15 protein-coding genes (1 of these 15 only partly in view) are annotated in these 16,690 nt (G+C 37.5%); 13 read left to right on the top strand and 2 right to left on the bottom strand.

Translation table 11 applies throughout. The features are described from left to right. The 7 genes from LEP1GSC049_RS212270 to mpl17 form a co-directional block, all read left to right on the top strand. On the top strand, window positions 1-10 hold the 3' end of the coding sequence (locus LEP1GSC049_RS212270) for a YceI family protein (RefSeq protein ID WP_004756944.1). The gene continues 620 nt to the left of window position 1, outside the view; 10 of the gene's 630 nt are visible here — the last part of the coding sequence; its start codon lies off the left edge, out of view; its stop codon occupies window positions 8-10. Window positions 11-754: 744 nt separating this feature from the next. After that, window positions 755-1,204: a 50S ribosomal protein L13 gene (gene rplM, locus LEP1GSC049_RS212260; RefSeq protein WP_004752993.1), complete on the top strand. Its 450-nt coding sequence runs from the start codon at window positions 755-757 to the stop codon at window positions 1,202-1,204. A 10-nt stretch (window positions 1,205-1,214) separates the two neighbouring features. Beyond that, window positions 1,215-1,613, top strand: coding sequence for a 30S ribosomal protein S9 (gene rpsI / locus LEP1GSC049_RS212255; protein ID WP_004753014.1), 399 nt, complete (start codon window positions 1,215-1,217; stop codon window positions 1,611-1,613). Between the two features lie 82 nt (window positions 1,614-1,695). Further along, window positions 1,696-4,515 carry an alanine--tRNA ligase gene (alaS, locus tag LEP1GSC049_RS212250; RefSeq protein WP_016560930.1) on the top strand — a complete coding sequence of 940 codons (2,820 nt, stop codon included), beginning with the start codon at window positions 1,696-1,698 and terminating at the stop codon, window positions 4,513-4,515. Beyond that, on the top strand, window positions 4,512-5,003 hold the full coding sequence (locus tag LEP1GSC049_RS212245) for a YajQ family cyclic di-GMP-binding protein (RefSeq protein ID WP_004753408.1): 492 nt from the start codon (window positions 4,512-4,514) through the stop codon (window positions 5,001-5,003). Before alaS ends, LEP1GSC049_RS212245 begins: the two co-directional genes overlap by 4 nt. A 607-nt stretch (window positions 5,004-5,610) precedes the next feature. Beyond that, window positions 5,611-6,171: a Uma2 family endonuclease gene (locus LEP1GSC049_RS212240; RefSeq protein WP_016560900.1), complete on the top strand. Its 561-nt coding sequence runs from the start codon at window positions 5,611-5,613 to the stop codon at window positions 6,169-6,171. Between the two features lie 499 nt (window positions 6,172-6,670). Continuing rightward, entirely contained in the window at window positions 6,671-7,060 is a 390-nt protein-coding gene (gene mpl17 / locus LEP1GSC049_RS212235) for a cell surface protein MPL17 (protein WP_004753006.1), read from the top strand. A gap of 764 nt (window positions 7,061-7,824) precedes the next feature. On the opposite strand, the gene LEP1GSC049_RS212230 is transcribed toward mpl17, so the two are convergent. Together LEP1GSC049_RS212230 and LEP1GSC049_RS212225 are read right to left on the bottom strand one after the other, a co-directional pair. Continuing rightward, window positions 7,825-8,256, bottom strand: coding sequence for a lipoprotein (locus LEP1GSC049_RS212230; protein WP_004753192.1), 432 nt, complete (start codon window positions 8,254-8,256; stop codon window positions 7,825-7,827). After that, window positions 8,253-9,029, bottom strand: a complete 777-nt coding sequence (locus LEP1GSC049_RS212225) for a hypothetical protein (RefSeq protein WP_004753376.1) — start codon at window positions 9,027-9,029, stop codon at window positions 8,253-8,255. Before LEP1GSC049_RS212225 ends, LEP1GSC049_RS212230 begins: the two co-directional genes overlap by 4 nt. A 28-nt stretch (window positions 9,030-9,057) precedes the next feature. Here LEP1GSC049_RS212225 and LEP1GSC049_RS212220 point away from each other — a divergent pair, with 28 nt between their 5' ends. The 6 genes from LEP1GSC049_RS212220 (at window position 9,058) to LEP1GSC049_RS212195 (ending at window position 16,533) form a co-directional block, all read left to right on the top strand. Further along, a complete protein-coding gene (locus LEP1GSC049_RS212220; RefSeq protein ID WP_016560919.1) occupies window positions 9,058-10,686 on the top strand; it encodes a M16 family metallopeptidase in 1,629 nt (542 codons plus the stop codon). A gap of 1 nt (window position 10,687) precedes the next feature. Then, window positions 10,688-12,346 (top strand): M16 family metallopeptidase, encoded by a 1,659-nt coding sequence (locus LEP1GSC049_RS212215; protein WP_016560959.1) that lies wholly within the window; start codon window positions 10,688-10,690, stop codon window positions 12,344-12,346. After that, a complete protein-coding gene (locus tag LEP1GSC049_RS212210; protein ID WP_016560982.1) occupies window positions 12,346-13,173 on the top strand; it encodes an MBL fold metallo-hydrolase in 828 nt (275 codons plus the stop codon). Before LEP1GSC049_RS212215 ends, LEP1GSC049_RS212210 begins: the two co-directional genes overlap by 1 nt. Next, window positions 13,170-13,847 (top strand): O-methyltransferase, encoded by a 678-nt coding sequence (locus LEP1GSC049_RS212205; protein WP_016560945.1) that lies wholly within the window; start codon window positions 13,170-13,172, stop codon window positions 13,845-13,847. The genes LEP1GSC049_RS212210 and LEP1GSC049_RS212205 overlap by 4 nt, the downstream gene beginning before the upstream one ends. Window positions 13,848-14,362: 515 nt before the next feature. Next, window positions 14,363-15,133, top strand: coding sequence for a hypothetical protein (locus LEP1GSC049_RS212200; protein WP_004753363.1), 771 nt, complete (start codon window positions 14,363-14,365; stop codon window positions 15,131-15,133). Beyond that, complete coding sequence (locus LEP1GSC049_RS212195; protein ID WP_016560906.1) at window positions 15,133-16,533, top strand: N-acetylmuramoyl-L-alanine amidase family protein; 1,401 nt, start codon at window positions 15,133-15,135, stop codon at window positions 16,531-16,533. Before LEP1GSC049_RS212200 ends, LEP1GSC049_RS212195 begins: the two co-directional genes overlap by 1 nt. Window positions 16,534-16,690: the final 157 nt, after the last annotated feature.

Below are 16,690 nucleotides of genomic sequence, written 5' to 3' on the forward strand. Positions count from 1 at the left end.
TTGTAAATGATAAGTTTTTTGCAAAGAATTTGCATTTGTTGGAAAATTCCATAATGGAGATTGAGCAAAACTGTTTTCAATTGTCTATTTCAATGTAACGGAGATAGATGAGAATTAGTTTTTCAACACCTTTAATTAAAACGTTTAACAAAAAATAAATGAAGGTTCCAAAGTCCCGCGGCTAAAGTAAAAACGAGATGTTTAAAATTTTTTCTAAAACTTCTAATTAACGTGAATTCGTTTTATTTTATAAAACCTGATTTTTCCGTAAAAATAAAATGTGGGAACTCTTACAAATCGAGGTTTTACAGTTAATTTTAAAATTGTGGGAACTACCACGTTTTTCAATTTTGAATTTACGAATTTATTTTCTTAACTAACGTGAGTTCGGCGAAAGAAAATGAGAAAGAATTTTCTAAAAGAATGAGTTCCCACATTTTAAAATTTATTCTTACAATTGTGATTGTGGTAGTTCCCGCCGCTTTGTGATTTTGAAACGTGTTTTCTCTCAGGAATATTATAGTAGTTCCCACAGTTTCAGTTTTATGGATTCCTAAACAAAGATTTTGGTTTTTTCTTTGTTTTTTTAGATAAGTTTTTTTCAATTTATGTAAACTGGACTCGCATTGAATCAGAACCGATCCCGAATTAAAATCAGTACAATAGGCAAAATCTGTTCTTCCTGATGCTTTGGCTCTTTTTTCTTGACTTTGGGGATTAAAGCGAAATTCTGGCCTCTACAGGACGATTTTTCATGTCAGTATTATCAAAAGTACATAAAACTCCTTCTCTTACAAAAGAAAACGCTGTAAAAGGTTGGTTCGTAGTAGATGCGGAAGGAAAAACTCTAGGAAGACTCGCTTCCGGAATTGCCGCAAGACTTCGCGGAAAACATAAAGCAACTTTTACTCCCAACCAAGATTGTGGAGATAATATCATCGTTATCAATGCTTCCAAAGTAAAAGTGACCGGTAACAAAGAGACTCAGAAAATGTATTATCATCACTCTCGTTATCCGGGTGGGATGACCGAAACCGTTTTCAAGGACTTAATCGCAAAACAACCGGAGAAGGTAATCTACGAGGCTGTAAAAGGAATGCTTCCTAAAAGCAAACTCGGAGATAAAATGCTCACCCATTGTAAAATTTTCCCGGGTGCTGAACACAACCTCCAGGCACAAAAGCCTGTGAAACTTGACATTTAGGAGATCGAATATGGCACCCGCAAAAGAAATTTGGGCCGTAGGAAGAAGAAAAACTTCTGTTGCACGCGCAAAAATTAAAGAAGGTTCCGGTAAAATCACCGTAAACCACAAAGATATTAAAGATTATCTTCAAAATCGGAAAGCAATTATTGAAGAAGCGATTCGCCCACTTTCTCTTTTAAATGTTCAAGATAAATATGATCTCAATTTGAACGTAACCGGAGGAGGGATTACGGGTCAAGTCGGAGCGATTCGACATGCTCTTGCAAGAGCGATCTGCAGAATTAAACCGGAGTTCCGTCCAGCGGTGAAAAAAGAAGGATTCTTAACTAGAGATCCAAGAATGGTCGAAAGAAAGAAATACGGTCTACACAAAGCGAGAAGAGGAACTCAGTTTTCCAAACGTTAAGTTTCTTTTTCATTTCGTTTTTTTAAATGCCTGAATCTCTTTCGTCCGAGAGCTTCAGGCATTTTTTGATTTTAGAGGTACTATGAAACGCCAATCCGTAGCGGAAATCCGCGAAATCTTTTTAAACTACTTCAAGGACAAATCGCATAACGTAGTTCCGTCCTCTTCTTTGCTTCCCGCAGGAGATCCCACACTTCTTTTTACAACGGCAGGAATGGTTCAGTTCAAACCTCTCTTTACAGGTGCGGTAGAACTTCCTTATACAAGGGCGACTTCCTGCCAAAAATGTCTCCGCACCACCGACCTCGAAGTTGTCGGAAGAACCGAAAGACACTGTACCTTCTTCGAAATGCTCGGGAACTTCAGCTTCGGAGATTATTTTAAGGAAGAAGCGATTTCCTACGCACTCGATTGTTCCGTCAATCATCTGGGTTTTGACAAGGATAAGATTTGGGTCACTGTTTATACCGACGACGACGAAGCCGAAAAAATCTGGATCTTAAAGGGAATTCCTAAAGAGCGCATAACGCGTCTCGGAAAAAAGGACAACTTCTGGGGACCTGCGGGAGACAGCGGAGCTTGTGGACCATGTTCCGAACTTTATCTCGATCGTGGAATTGAAAAGGGCGGCCCCGATTGTGCGACTAGCGGAACCTGTAAACCGGGTTGCGATTGCGATCGTTTTTTAGAATTTTGGAATATAGTATTTAACCAGTTTAACCAAGACACAGAAGGAAATCTGCATCCTCTCAAACAAACTGGAATTGATACTGGTTCCGGTTTGGAACGGGTCGCTCTTCTTTTGCAGGGAGTGGATTCAGTTTATGATACGGACGAACTTCGAAAGATCATTTCCTTTTATGAAGAATTGTCCGGACTTTCTTACGAAGAAGAAAATTCAGTCGAAACTGCAACGAAGAAAAATGATATCCGACGTATTTTAGCAAATCGAAAGACTGCGTTTCGAGTTGTGACCGATCATATTCGTTCGGTGCTTTTTTCAATCGGAGATGGGATTTATCCGGACAGAACCGGAAGAGGTTACGTGATTCGTCGTTTGATTCGCCGCGCTACCCTTTTCGGAAGAAAGTTGAATTTTAGAGAACCATTTCTTTATAAACTCGTGGATAAGGTCGTCGAGATCTATAAACCACGTTATCCGGAACTGGGAAAGAACGTGAAAGCGATTCAAAAAACTATTCTCGCGGAAGAAGAACTGTTCCTGAAAACTCTTGAACTCGGGCTCGAAAAGATCGAAACCCTCGTTGAAAGGACTAAAACCTCGGGCAAAACTATATTTTCCGGAGCGGACGCATTTTTACTTTATGGAACCTACGGTTTTCCTGCGGAGATGACCGAAGAAATCGTCGCCGAACAGGGATTAGACTTCGATAAAAAAGGATTCCAGGAAGAATTGGAGAAAGACAGACAATTCTCCAGAGAATCCTGGAAGGCCAATAAGGTTTCCCTGATGACCGGTCAATCCGTGGAAAAAACGGAGTTTCTCGGTTATTCTTCTTTATTAGGAAAAGGGAATATTACACATTTATTTTTTAATAATAAGCCGGCGAATTCTTTGAAAGAAGGGCAAGTTGGCGCGATCGTTTTGAACCAAACTCCTTTTTATCCAGAAGGAGGGGGACAGGTAGGTGATGTTGGTTTTTTTCGTCAGGGGAAAAACGTATTCAAAGTTTTTGATACTCAAAAAGAGAACGATAGTATTATCCATTTTGGAGAGGTCTTAAGCGGAGAGTTTACCGTTTCTCAAGAACTCGAAGCGGAAGTGGAAACAATCCGAAGAGAAAGACTTAAATTTCATCATTCGGGAACTCACCTTTTAAACGGCGCTCTTCGAACTCTTTTAGGTGATCACGTTTTACAAAAAGGTTCGATCGTTTCTCCCGAATATCTTCGTTTTGATTTTTCTCACCCTTCCGCTTTGACTTCGGAAGAAATTCGTAAAATTGAATCTTGGGTGAACGAGTCGATCCGTAAAGACTTTCCTGTTGAAACCAAAGAACTTCTTATCGAAGACGCTAAAAAAACTGGAGCCGTTGCAACCTTCGGAGAAAAATACGGAGATCGCGTGCGAGTCGTTCAGATGGGTGACGCATCTGTAGAATTTTGTGGCGGAACACACGTTAGTCGCACTAGTGAGATCGGATATTTTTTTATTAAAAAAGAATCTTCTCCCGGTGCGGGAAACCGTCGTATCGAAGGAGTTTGTGGTCCTGCTGTAATCGAAACGTTCCAAAATCGTTTTGCTGAATTGACTGAATCCGCGCAGAACTTAAATTTAAAAATCAAATCGGAGTTAGGCGAAGAAGGATCTAAAATTCTTATCACTTTTTCCATACCTGGCCCGGATGAAATCCGCGAAAAACTCGAGAAGGAGGGTGCTAGTGCTGTTTCTTTTTTTCGAGACCTTTCCGAAAACATTGCCGCAAAGATAGAAGAAAACACTTTTTCCTTTTTAAAAATAAAAAAGAATTTGGCCGAAAGAGATTTCGAAAACAACACTTCTGTGATTGAAAACGTTCTAACTTCCTCCGTGAATATAGGAATTGGAAAAATCGTCTCTGCAATTTTTGAAGACAAGGATCCAAATTCTTTAAAAGGTCTTTCCGATAACTTGAAAGTCAGAGAAAAAAATCTTCTTGTTATTTTAGGAAGTAGAAACTCGGACAACGCAAGCGTAGTGATCACCTGTTCTTCCGAACTCGTTGGAAAAGGGATACACTGCGGTAATCTAATCAAAACCGCCTGTGAATTGTTAGGTGGAAAAGGCGGTGGTAAGCCGGATATGGCGCAAGGTGGCGGTAAGGAAAAACAAAACCTTGAATCCGCGATTACGGGTGTAATAAACGAAGCAAAACAAATTTTAACCGGAGAGAGAGTATGAGCGATCCTTCTTTTGACGTCGTATCCGAGATCAGTAGACCTGAGTTGACGAACGCGGTCACCCAGGCCCTTGGAGAAATTAAAAATCGTTTCGATTTTAAAGGTTCTAAGTCGGACATTCAACTTGAAGACGAACAACTCATCTTGACCTCGGATAACGAAGCGAAGTTAGAGAGTGTAATTGACGTTCTCGTTTCTAAAATGGCAAAACGCGGTTTAGGTCTGAAAAATTTCGATTTCAAATCTAAGATTGAGCCCGCTACCGGCGGAACCGTTCGGATGAAAGTCAAGATCCGCAAGGGAATGGAAAAGGAACAAACCAAGGAAGTCACGAAGCTGATCAAGGATTCCAAATTGAAAGTCAACGTTACGATTATGGGTGAATGTGTTCGAATTACCGGTAAAAAAAAGGACGACCTTCAAGAAGTAATTCATCTTTTAAAAAATGCGGATCTTCCTTTTGACGTTCAATTTACAAACTACAAGTAGCGGAATGTTCTGAAAAGAATATTAAATCTTTTTGATCAACCTTACTTTTAAGCCAGTCTCTAAACTTAAAGTTTCCGAAAATTTGATAATGAACTTATGGAGGTTTGCAAATATCCAGAGAGTCGCCTTTTGTGGGAACTCATACAGCGAATAGAATATTCAAAGAATGTTGAAAAACTGTAATTCGTACAATACGACAGTTTCTGCGGGAGCTTCAGCAATTTATTATAAATTTCTAATGAATTGTGGTCGAGTCTTTTACACTTCAATAATATGAATTCTGCGTTGTCGGAGTGCGTTTTCAGCTCCATTTAAAATTGTTGACGACTATAATTGAAAATTAGATTTTCTTGATCTTATTGTCAATGGTTACTATTTGGAACTAAATAATAAAACCCAGTATTTTAAGCTGAAACATTGTTTTGCAATAGAAATTTAGGTATTTAATTTGATAGGGTCTGTAAAATGACACATTCAAAAAATTGAGCTAAAACAAAAACAGTTAGAATGATTCTGAATTGAAGCGCCCTTCTTCTTGACAGACTTAGAAAGATCTGTCAAACTTTGTTCCATTATAAAAACTGAGGTTCTAGGGCCGGGTGATCATATGTCGATTACTGACTTAAAAACAGAAAAAGATTTTGCCAAACTTCCGGAAGGAACATTGGCCGAACTTTTGGAGGGTGAAATATTTATGGTTCCAGCCCCGATCCCTGAGCATCAAAGAGTTTCTGGTAAATTATATTCTAGTCTTTTGCAATATTTAGAACAAAATAAACTAGGCGAGGTTTTCTTTTCTCCCATCGACGTATTTTTAGATGAACATAACGTAGTTCAACCCGATCTTATATTTATTTCTCAAGCTCGTAGTTTTATCATACAAGAAAAAAGAATCGAAGGCGCTCCCGATTGGATTGCAGAAATTCTTTCAGAAGGAAACGCCTATCACGACTTAAAGACTAAAAAGAGACTCTATGAAAAACACGGAGTTTTAGAATACTGGATCGTGGATCCTATAGAACGTTCGGTAGAAGTTTATCGTAATGGAGAATCTGGATTTACACTATTTTCTTCTGTTAACTCTGGTAAAATCGTATCTGCTCTGTTAGATGGATTTTCAGTAGAGATTGATTCTATCTTTACAAAGGTTAGAGATTCGAATCATTGACGTTTTTTTATTACTCATTTCTATCAAATCGAGTCTGAAATGTTCATCACAAGCGCGATTTTATGTGAGTTCGATAGAATCCAATGCGAAAGCGATTGAAGAACGCTCTTTATGAACCCGTGTTCTATATTGTAACTTAAGACAAAATAGTATATTACGTTTTTTTTATGCAATTGATTGACTGGAGCTAAAGAACGAGGTCCGGTAAAGCCGGATTCGCCCAAATTTTTTTTACTCTGGATTTATATTATTGAAATGTAGACGATTGTATTGGAGTTTTTATTATGTAGTTTTGACTGATACGTTTCAGAATGCCGGAAATTCTTAAATTTGATCTTTTTGTTGCAAACTTACATTGGTTATTGATTTCTATTCGGAGTTATATAATAAAGCTCTTAGTATTTTGTGATAATAATTTACTACCTCAATTTTTATAGGGATCGGTAAAACGAAGAATTCTTTTCATAAACAAAACTACAAGAAACCCTGTCAAATTAGTATGAAAAAGTTATTACTCGTTTGTGTTTTAATAGGTTCCGTTGGAATTTTTGCCGAAGAGGAAAGTCCCGTAAAGTTTAAACTGGAAAAAAGTTTCGGTAATGCGTATCTTTTAAAAATTATTCATCCAGCTAACTTCGGTGTTCAAAAGGACGCCCCTCATAAAATAATTTTAAATCCTAAAAGCGGAGTGAAGGTGGAAAAAGCGGATCTAAAAGTAAAAGGAAAAATTTCGGAAAAGAAAAAAGAATATTTCGCTTCGGTGGATCCGATTCCTCTAGTAGTAACTGGTAAAGGAGAATTAGAAATTCAAGGAAAAATCTACTATTGTAACTTCGATAAGAATATTTGTATTCCAGGTAAAATTCAACAGGTGGAAATGATTCAGTAATTATATAACGCCTTAAAAGAATTTTCTAAAAGTATGTGTTCCTACTATTTTAAGATTTGTTCGTAAAATTGTAATTTGCGGTAGTTCCGCATTTTAGGAATCGTTCGGATTTCAAATTTTTTTCAGAAAGCAAATTATGGTCTGAATTCACGTGGAATATTCATTTTTCGTGATTAAATAGTGTGAGTTCCCACATTTTTGTGAAACTATTTATCCCTATCAAATCGAGTTCCTAAATATTAGAGTAGTTGAAAAATGAATTTTCCTATCTGTTTCTATTGTATGGAAACGCCGATGGAAGCAGTTTTGTTAATCGCCACTATGAAATTTTTCAACAACTCTATTGCTCTGAGTTATAAAAAATTGATTCTTATACATGGAAGTATCGAATTCGATTTGTTTTCAGTGGATTGATCTCATACACTTCGGAATGATAAAAACGTCACGTTTTTGTTAGGGGATAAATCTGTTGATCGGTCTCGAGTTTGTTTCACCTTTTCTATGTTAACGTGAGTTCAATATAACGCGAAAGGGATCGATGAATGAACTAAAGCACAACGCTCTCTATGAATCGCGTTGTGTGGTCAAGTTATTGGTATTTTATGAAAATTGAATCTGATTCTGTAGTTTCATAATAACTACTTGACCGAAGCTAAAGAGCCTGGTCCGGCTGCCTGTGGCAAGCCGGATTTGCCCTAATTTTATTACGTTGAACTCATGTTATGTTAAATTCGCGTTAAGTGAAGTATCTTTCAAAATGGCGTCTAACGTTTTAAACTCGCTTTCAAACCGGGAGAACTAATCTGAAATAAAAAGTAGATTTTTCCTTGGATCGGGCCGGAGGATTTTACGATCTGTCCTTTGGATTCAACCAGTTCTTTGAGAACCGATTTATCGGAAGGACGAAACTTATCCCCTTTTTCTGCAATCAGAAGATTGATAGCCCTTTTGCGAGCCAGATCTTGGGCTCCGTCCGCATTTCCTTCTAAAGAAGAGACTACTACTTGAAACGTATCCGAGTTTAAAAAACCCTCGGTAGCTTTGATAAATTCATCTCCTGAACTTTCGTTGGATTCTTCCATTACTGTAGTGTTTTTTTTAGGATGTTCGTTTTCTATTTTCGTACTAGGGGTGGGTGAACAGTGATAGACGGATAGTAACAACGTTACGATCGAAAACAGTTGAATCGATTTCATGGCGCCTCCGGAACTTCTTCTTTGGAGATTGGTTTTAATCCCTTTCGTATAACGCTCGCATACAAATCTTTTTGAATATTTCTATAAATGAAAGTACAATTCGCGGAGTCTGTATAGTCTTCTCTAAAAAGAAACATAGAGTTTAAAAACCAAGCGAACGCACCTCTATATACCAGAACGTCTTGGGTTAATTGTTTTTCTTTTTCTTTATTTTTTTCAACCGCTTTTGGATCTGGAACAGAAGTCGCAGTATTTGCAGTTTGATTTGTACTTTGATTTGGGTTTGTGGTCGGATTAGTTCCGACTGTGCTACCGGATACGGCTATACTTCCGGGAACGGCGGAAGAAGCGGCCGTAGTAGTCGTAATTTGACCCGGAAGAGCGGGTGGTAAACTGCTTGTTAAATCGGGAGGTAATGGTCCACTAAAGATGAGTTCGTTTTCACGAATTTCTTTTAGTAAAATTGAAACCGCCATCTCGTCCCGCTTTGTCTCTGCGATCTTTCTACATTGGTTTCTTAGTTCTTTGATTCCCATGTCTTTGGAGGGAAGAGGAACCTTGACTAGGATCTGAAAAAATTCTCTGGAGATAAAACCTGTGTCTTTTACATTCTCAAGAACCTTTTGTCTGTATTCCGGGTCTGCGGGAACACAAACGGAATGAAAGGTTAAAACTGAAACCGACAAAAATAAAAAATAAGTTCGCCGCATGAGACAAACGTATTTGAATCCATCGGAAAAGGAAGCAGGATTTTCCGGGAACTTTCTGGACACCAGGCCTTAAAGAGGAAAGACTGTAGCTATGTGTTTTATGCTATGGGTTCTTAAACTCTTTGTGGTTTGTTTTAAAGTTCAAACTTTCCATTACAAAAAAGTCAGTAAGATTCTTATAATTTTAGGAATCTACGTTTGTATTTCGAATGTTTCCGTTTATGCGGATGTTACTATCTTTTCCGGTTTGAAGAAATCTTTAGAAGAAAAAACCAGAACTTTTCAGATGGAAAACGGACTGAAAGTTCTGATGATGAAACGGGAAGATTCTCCTACCATTGCCGTTTATACTAAATTTTTAGTGGGTTCTGCGGACGAAACTCCGGAAATCGCCGGTACGGCACATCTCTTAGAGCATATGCTTTTTAAGGGAACTAAAAACATAGGAACCACAAACTATGAAAAGGAAAAACCTTACTTAGAACAGATCGCCGTTTGGGGAAAAAGGTTGGATACCCTAAGGCTGAAAGAACTGGAAATGAAGGAAAAAGGAGAAGAACCTTCGGACGAATTTAAAAATCAAATCGAAACTTTGAAGAAAAGATTTTATTCCCTTTTAGAACTACATCGTAAATTCGTAATTTCTAATGAAGACAATTATATCTATTCTAAAAACGGTGGAGTAGGGTTTAACGCATATACTTCGAACGACGTCACTAACTATCAAATTCTTCTTCCTGCAAATCGTCTGGAAATTTGGGCCAAGCTCGAATCGGATCGATTGAAAAATCCTATATTAAGAGAATATTATACAGAAAGAGACGTGGTCCTGGAAGAAAGAAGGATGCGCGTCGAAAACAGAGGTCTTGGAATTTTAAGGGAAAAATATTTGGACGCAGCGTTTCCAGAAGGACATCCGTATCGTATGCCCGTAATCGGCTATGAAAAGAATTTAGGCTTTTTGGATTTGGAAAAAACGGAAACGTTTTTTAAGAACTACTATAACCCGCAAAGAATGGTGATCGCGGTAGTTGGTTCTTTGGATTTTGATAAGACGGAAAAAATCCTGCGTAACTATTTTGGAGATTTAAAAAAAGGAAGTCTTCAACCTTTGAAGAAAACGGCTCAAGCGGGATTTGACGGATCTAAGTTTGTTTCCGTGGTTCATCCGAGTACTCCTTCTAAAATCATTGGTTTTCATAAACCAGCGTTTCCTCATCCTGACGACGCCGTTTTTAGTGTAATCGATACTTTGCTCGCCGAAGGAGAATCTGGAAGGCTTTATAAAAAATTAATATTAGAAAAACAAGTCGCACAAGGAGTGTATTGCTGGAACGGAGATCCTGGAGATAGATTTTCCAATCTGTTTTCTATCTACATTACAAACAATCAAAACGCAGATCAGAAAAAAGTGGCAAATCTAGTCCAAGAAGAATTGGATAAGTTAAAAACGGAACTGATTACTTCGGAAGAATTATTTAGAATCAAAAATCAAATCTTAGGCGGATACTTGCGCGCCTTGGACGACAACGGAAAACTTGCGGACGTTCTTTCCCTCTATCAGCTATTATACGGAGATTGGAGGGAACTTTTAAGAGGTTATGAAGAATTGGATACGGTCACTCCGGAAGACGTACAAAGAGTCGCAAAAAAATATTTTGTATCCGAAAACAGAACAATCGCGGAACTGAACCCTCCCGCAAAAGGAGCAGGTAACTAAGATGAAATGCTTAAAAGACGTCATGGTTTATCAAACGTATAATTTAGAACGATTAGAAAAATATAATTTTATTTTTTCTAGATTCTTAAGTTGTAAAGATCGATTTTCGAATTTGTATTCTATGTTTTACTTTTTATCAAATAGGTTATTTGATTTTTTTCAAAAAAAATTTCTGTTTAAAGGAAAATTTTTCGATTTGCGAATGGGATCCAATCTAAAAATAAAAAATTACTATAGTAAAATATTCTGTTATTCTGTTTTACTTTTGTTTTTTACAGTTTCTTTTTTGGAGGCCGCTCCGGGAGACTTCGTAAAAGACGTAAAAATTCCCGCCCTCACTTTTGAATTTCCGGAAGTGAAAGTATTTGGCGCTGGAAAAGGAACTGAGGTTTATTTTTTACCGGGAGAGGAATTTCCTCTCAGAAATTTAGAAATTCATATCTATGTGGGAGTATTGTACAATCCGAGTCTTCCTCCCGAAGTTCCGGAACTTTTCGTTCAGGCTTGGAAACACGGAGGGGTTCCTTCTGCGCCCGGAAGTAAATTTATAGAAACTTTAGAAGGTTATGGAGCTAAGATCGACACGGACGTAAATTCCGAAAAAATTATATTCACGATTTCTTATCTTTCTAGATTCGAAAAAGAAATAGTTCCTCTCGTTCGTGAATTTATCGCCTCTCCGTTGTTAAACGAAGAAGGTTTTGCGGTTGCAAAACTCAACTTAGAGGAATCGATCAAAAGGAGAAACGATAAGATTTCCGATATTGCTTATCGTAAAACTGCAGAACTCGTCTATAAAGGAACCGTTTTAGGTAAAAGTGCCGAGTTGGATTCTCTTGCAAAAATCAGTTCAAAGGACATTAAAGAATTCTTTTATAAAACCGTTTCCACTTCCAAAAGAATCGTTCTGCTTACGGGAGATTTGCAAAAAGAAGAAGCGGAACCTTTGATCGCTTCCATTTTGCCTTTAAGGGAAAATTTTCGTAATGAAACTTCTGTAAAAATCAATACACAAATTTTAAAGAAAAATTTGGATTCTCTTTCTTTTCAAGTTTTAGGTGTGGATAAAGAAGCGACTCAAAGTGTAGTGATGATGGCCGGAATTCTTCCTGCGCATAAAGATCCTGATTTTTACGCGATTCAGTTGGCAAATTATATCATCGGGGGTGGAGGTTTTAGTTCTTATTTGATGCAAAAGATTCGTTCTGATCGAGGACTTGCTTATTCGTCGGGTAGTTCCACTCATTTCGAGAAGGATTATGGAGTGGTGTATTTTACCACTCAGACAAAAACTTCTACAACTCAGGAAGTCTATGATCTGATGCGTGAAATTCTAAGTGAAGAAACGATTTCTAATATTACAGAAAAGGAATTGGAATCTGCAAAACAATCCATCGTCAATCGATTTATCTTTCAGTTTGTGGATAAGATAGGAATTCTTCATAACTTTCTTCGATTTCAAGAACACGGTATGCCAAACGATTATTTAAAAACGTATCGAGACAAAATCCAAGCTGTTACGTTAGGTGATCTTAAAAGAGTAGGAAAAAAATACTTTGTAAGTTCTTCTGTTAAAACGATTTTGACCGGTCCAAAAAACATTACAAAAGGCTTAAATGAATCCGTAAAACACATTACGCCGGAAGAAAGGATTCCTTAGTGTATTGTAAATTTCAACATAAACAATATCAATTCGAAGGAATTTCGGAGGGAGGTATTCGTACTTCCTTGTATCTTCCTTCCTTAAGTTTGATGTTTGACATTGGTGCTCAGAATCCTAATCGGATACATCTGGATAACCTGTTGTTGACTCATTCCCACTTGGATCATTCCAGCGGATTGCCTTATTATATATCTCAAAGGTCTTTGAGGAAACTAAAACCGCCTAGAATTTTTGTTCCCGCTCCTTTAGAAAAACCGATGCGAAAGATTTTGGATCTTTATTCTGAGATCGAAAATTTTACTTACGCATACGAACTCAGTGCGGTAAGTCCGGGAGATAAGATTGATTTAGATTCAAATCATTTTTTTTCTCCTCATCAAACCTTTCATAGGGTTCCTTCTCAAGGATATACTTTGTATCAGAAAAGAAAAAAGTTGAAAAAAGAATTTCAATCTATTTCTCAGAACGAACTCAACCAGGCTTTGAAGGAAAAAATAGAAGTCTCTGAATTGAGCGAAATTCCGGTCATCAGTTTTTCGGGAGACACAAAGATAGAATACGTTTTGGAACACGAAGACGTTGCAAATTCTAGTATTCTATTTATTGAATGTACTTATATAGACGAAGAACGAAACGTAGCTCAGGCAAGGGAATGGGGTCATACTCATCTGGACGAGATTTTAGATAATCTTTCTTCGTTTAAAAACGAAAAGATCGTACTCATTCATTTTTCAAAACGTTATTCGGTTTCTTATATTCGAGAAGTTTTAGATAAAAGAATTCCGAAAGAAGAAAGACATAGATTTCATCCATTTTTGCCGTGAGTAAAGGAAGTCCTCCAGGAAAATACGGGACCTCGATTTTTCTGAACGGTCTGGAAGAGAAGATCGATTCGGATTTGATTCCACGTCCGATTGAAATCTTATTTCAGATGGAAAAAGAGGCCACCGAACTAGGCGTTCCGGTTTTAACTCCTGCTTCCGGTTCGGTTCTTCGTTTTCTCGTGGAAATTGAACAACCCAAAGAGATCTTAGAATTAGGAACCGGGTACGGCGTTTCCCTTTTTTGGATGGCTTCTGGTTTAAAAGTAAGTTCTAAAATTGTCTCTTTAGAAAGAGAGATTAATTATATTACTAAAGTTCATTCCTACTTAGAAAAACATCCTTTTGAAAATTTAGATATTCATCTTTTAAAGGTTCATTGTCTTCATTATCTCAAAGAAATTTGCGGAAATCCCGAAACCATTTGGGCCGCCAAATTTGTGTTTGTCGATTGTGATAAAGTTTTGTATCCTGAGATTTTTCGGATTCTGAAACGTTTACAACCAGATACTGCTGTGTTCGATAACGTTCTTTGGCATGGTAGAATTTTTGATCCTTCCTGGCAGGCCCCTTCGGATAAGGCGATGAGAGAATTTTGGAATGAGGTTCAAAATTCCAATTTGACTTATACTCTTTTTCCAGTTGGAGATGGTCTGCTTAGGATTCGATTCAGATGACAGTGGCGTCAAATCCGTTCTAGATCTTCCTTTGGAAAATAATAGTGTGTTGGTGATATACTCGAGTATATTAAGATTACAGTATATTATATTTTCTGGGATATGGATTTACGATTTTGTAATTTTATAGTACAAACAAATTGAAATTTGTACTTCTTCAATCCTCTGAATGCAAAATAACGTGAATTAATGCGAAAGAGGTCGATGCGGGGAAACTAAAGCAGAACGCTCTCTCAAACTAAAGTTGTCTCGCGTGCTCGAAGTAACTCAAGCCGTTTCACTTCTTGAATTCAATGCATCGCTTTCTAAGGGGCGCTCGACAGATCACGTTTTAAATTGAAACTAAAGATGATGATTGTATAATGTTTCCCGTATACAATTTATTGACCAGAGCTAAAGAACCCGGTCCGCTGCATAGGCAGCCGGATTCGTTTCGATTTTCTTACGTCGAACTCACCTTAAAATACTAGTTGCGTTTTAAAACACTGTGTTATACTGCCGTGTAGGAGATTCGCATGTCATCTAAATGTTTTCGATTTTTTATTTTAGTTTCAATTTTAACTTTATTCTTCTTGACGTTTTCTATTTCGGCTCAAACAAACGCACCCAAAGAAGAGGCTAAGAGTAGCGAGCTTGCAAATGCGATTAACGATCCTAAATATCAAGGGGATTATCTGGAAGAATTTCATTACGCGAGAACTCTGGATTCCATGAAAGAAAAAGTGAAAAACGATATTCACGCCCTCGCAACCGTGACAAAAAATTTTGGTTCCAACGTTCAAGGTTCCAACGAGGATTTAAACTCGATCTGGAAACAATACAACGATGCGCTTCATTATTATTACAGAAGACAATACGTGGTGGCCGGAAGAAAAATGCGCGAGACCGCTGAGAGTATGGATAAGCTCTATGTTAAATTTTCGGATCATTATAATAAAAGAACGGATCAGCTTTTGGGAGAATGTGCGGATACGATTGTGAGTGTGGAGCAAACTCAGAACGGTTCTGCTCAGTCCGCTTCGGCTAGAAGCAGAGAAATTTCTGCAAATCATCATAAACTTCAGATCGCTTACTATCAGATGATTCAGGCCGACAGAATGCGTAGGGATTCAAGATATAAGGATTCTCTAATGCACTTTCGAATTGCAAAGGAATATGGAATTTCTATCTTGAGTAATCTCAAACCGGAAGAGGAAAGTAAAAACATTCGTGAAAAATATAAGATTGATCTAAGTGACAATCGAAATATGATCTATTCCGAACCTTCAGAAGCTCAGAAGAAATAGTGAGGTGTTTTCAAAACTTTTTTTCGATTCATAATTCCATCTTTTTAATCTTCCTGTTTTCAGGATCGGTACTTTTGGCCGGTCCTGAAAAGGTGGATTCTAAACCAGTTTCTAAATCTCCGCTTAAAACTTTTAAAATAGTCATCGATCCGGGACATGGAGGTTTGGATCTCAAACCCAAGGAAGACCACGGAGACAAATACGATCCGATTTCGGATAAATACTTGGAACTCTATAAAGCGGGAGCTTCTTTTAAGGGAACTAAGGAAAAAACAATCGTATTAGAACTTTCTAAAGAACTAAAGGAGATTTTAGATCTTACCAAAACCGAGGAAGGATTTAAAATCTTTCGGTCTTATATGAAATCGTTTACCAATGAAGATTTACCTTGGATACAAATCGATTCCGTAATGACTCGAAACGAAAATGCAGAAGAAAAAGATTATTCTTCGAACGAGGATCCGAATGCTCCGTATCGTCTTTTCGATTATCCGGATAAAAAAAACAAACAGATTCAACTTGGAAGAATTTCGTTTATCAATCGTGAAAAACCGAACTTGGTAGTTTCTCTTCATCTCAATCCGAGTTATAAGGAACATCCTGGTGGAATGGCGGCTGTGCTTACACCGTCTTACAGAACTTTTTACGTGTTAAAAGGAATCAGCGAAGGCAGATACGAGAAGGAGAAGTTTGAAAATTCTCCTTGGAAAGATTGGATGGTTTTTAAAGAAGGTTGGTCCAAATTAGAAAACGCGGTTGCGGATGCTTGGATTTACTTTCACGGATATTGGCCAAGTCGGAACGGTAAAAAAGCGGACCTATCTGCATTCGAAGGTTATCGTCAAAACATGGTTAGTTGGAAATACAAGGATCTTCCCGGTTGGGAACAATTGGCAAAGGTCGGTGGAAAAGGGCAATATTCTAAAACTCATAAACATTTTGTAGCCGAAGGTAAATTCTGGAAGAGAGAAAAATCAGAGCCGGAACTTTGGAGAAGAGAAGATGGTCGAGAGGGGTTTGGGGGAGATAATCATTATGCTTCTGCGGAGTTGATGAGGTTCGTTCAATATGGACTTCGAAAAATAAAAACCGAGGAAAAATTTCCGGAACCAGGGCCGATCAACAAACCTTATCTTTCGACATACGCGTTACCCACCTTTATCAATTCTATTTCAGCTTATTTAGAAATCGGTTATATAGATAAAGAAAATGATATGATTCTGATGACAAAACGTAAAAAAGACGTTGCGATTTCGCTTGCAGCTGGAATTTATTCTTTGGTTCACGGAATGAAAGTTAAAAAACAAAATTATCCTTATGTTCCGGTTGGTAAAAAAATCAATTGGAAACGTTACGAAAATAGAAAAGAAGGAAATTACTTTCAAATTGTAGGTGATTGATAATAGAGTTTCGTAAAAACTAAAAAAATAGAGGAATGGAAAAATAAAACGGATCAAAAACGTAAGAATAAGAACAGTTCTAAAAAATAGAATTCAAAACGTATGAAAAAAATAGAATATAATGGAAATGATTCGTTTTACAAAGAGCTTGTCTCAA

Origin of the sequence: Leptospira kirschneri serovar Cynopteri str. 3522 CT (assembly GCF_000243695.2) — a bacterium.
GTDB classification, from domain to species: domain Bacteria; phylum Spirochaetota; class Leptospiria; order Leptospirales; family Leptospiraceae; genus Leptospira; species Leptospira kirschneri.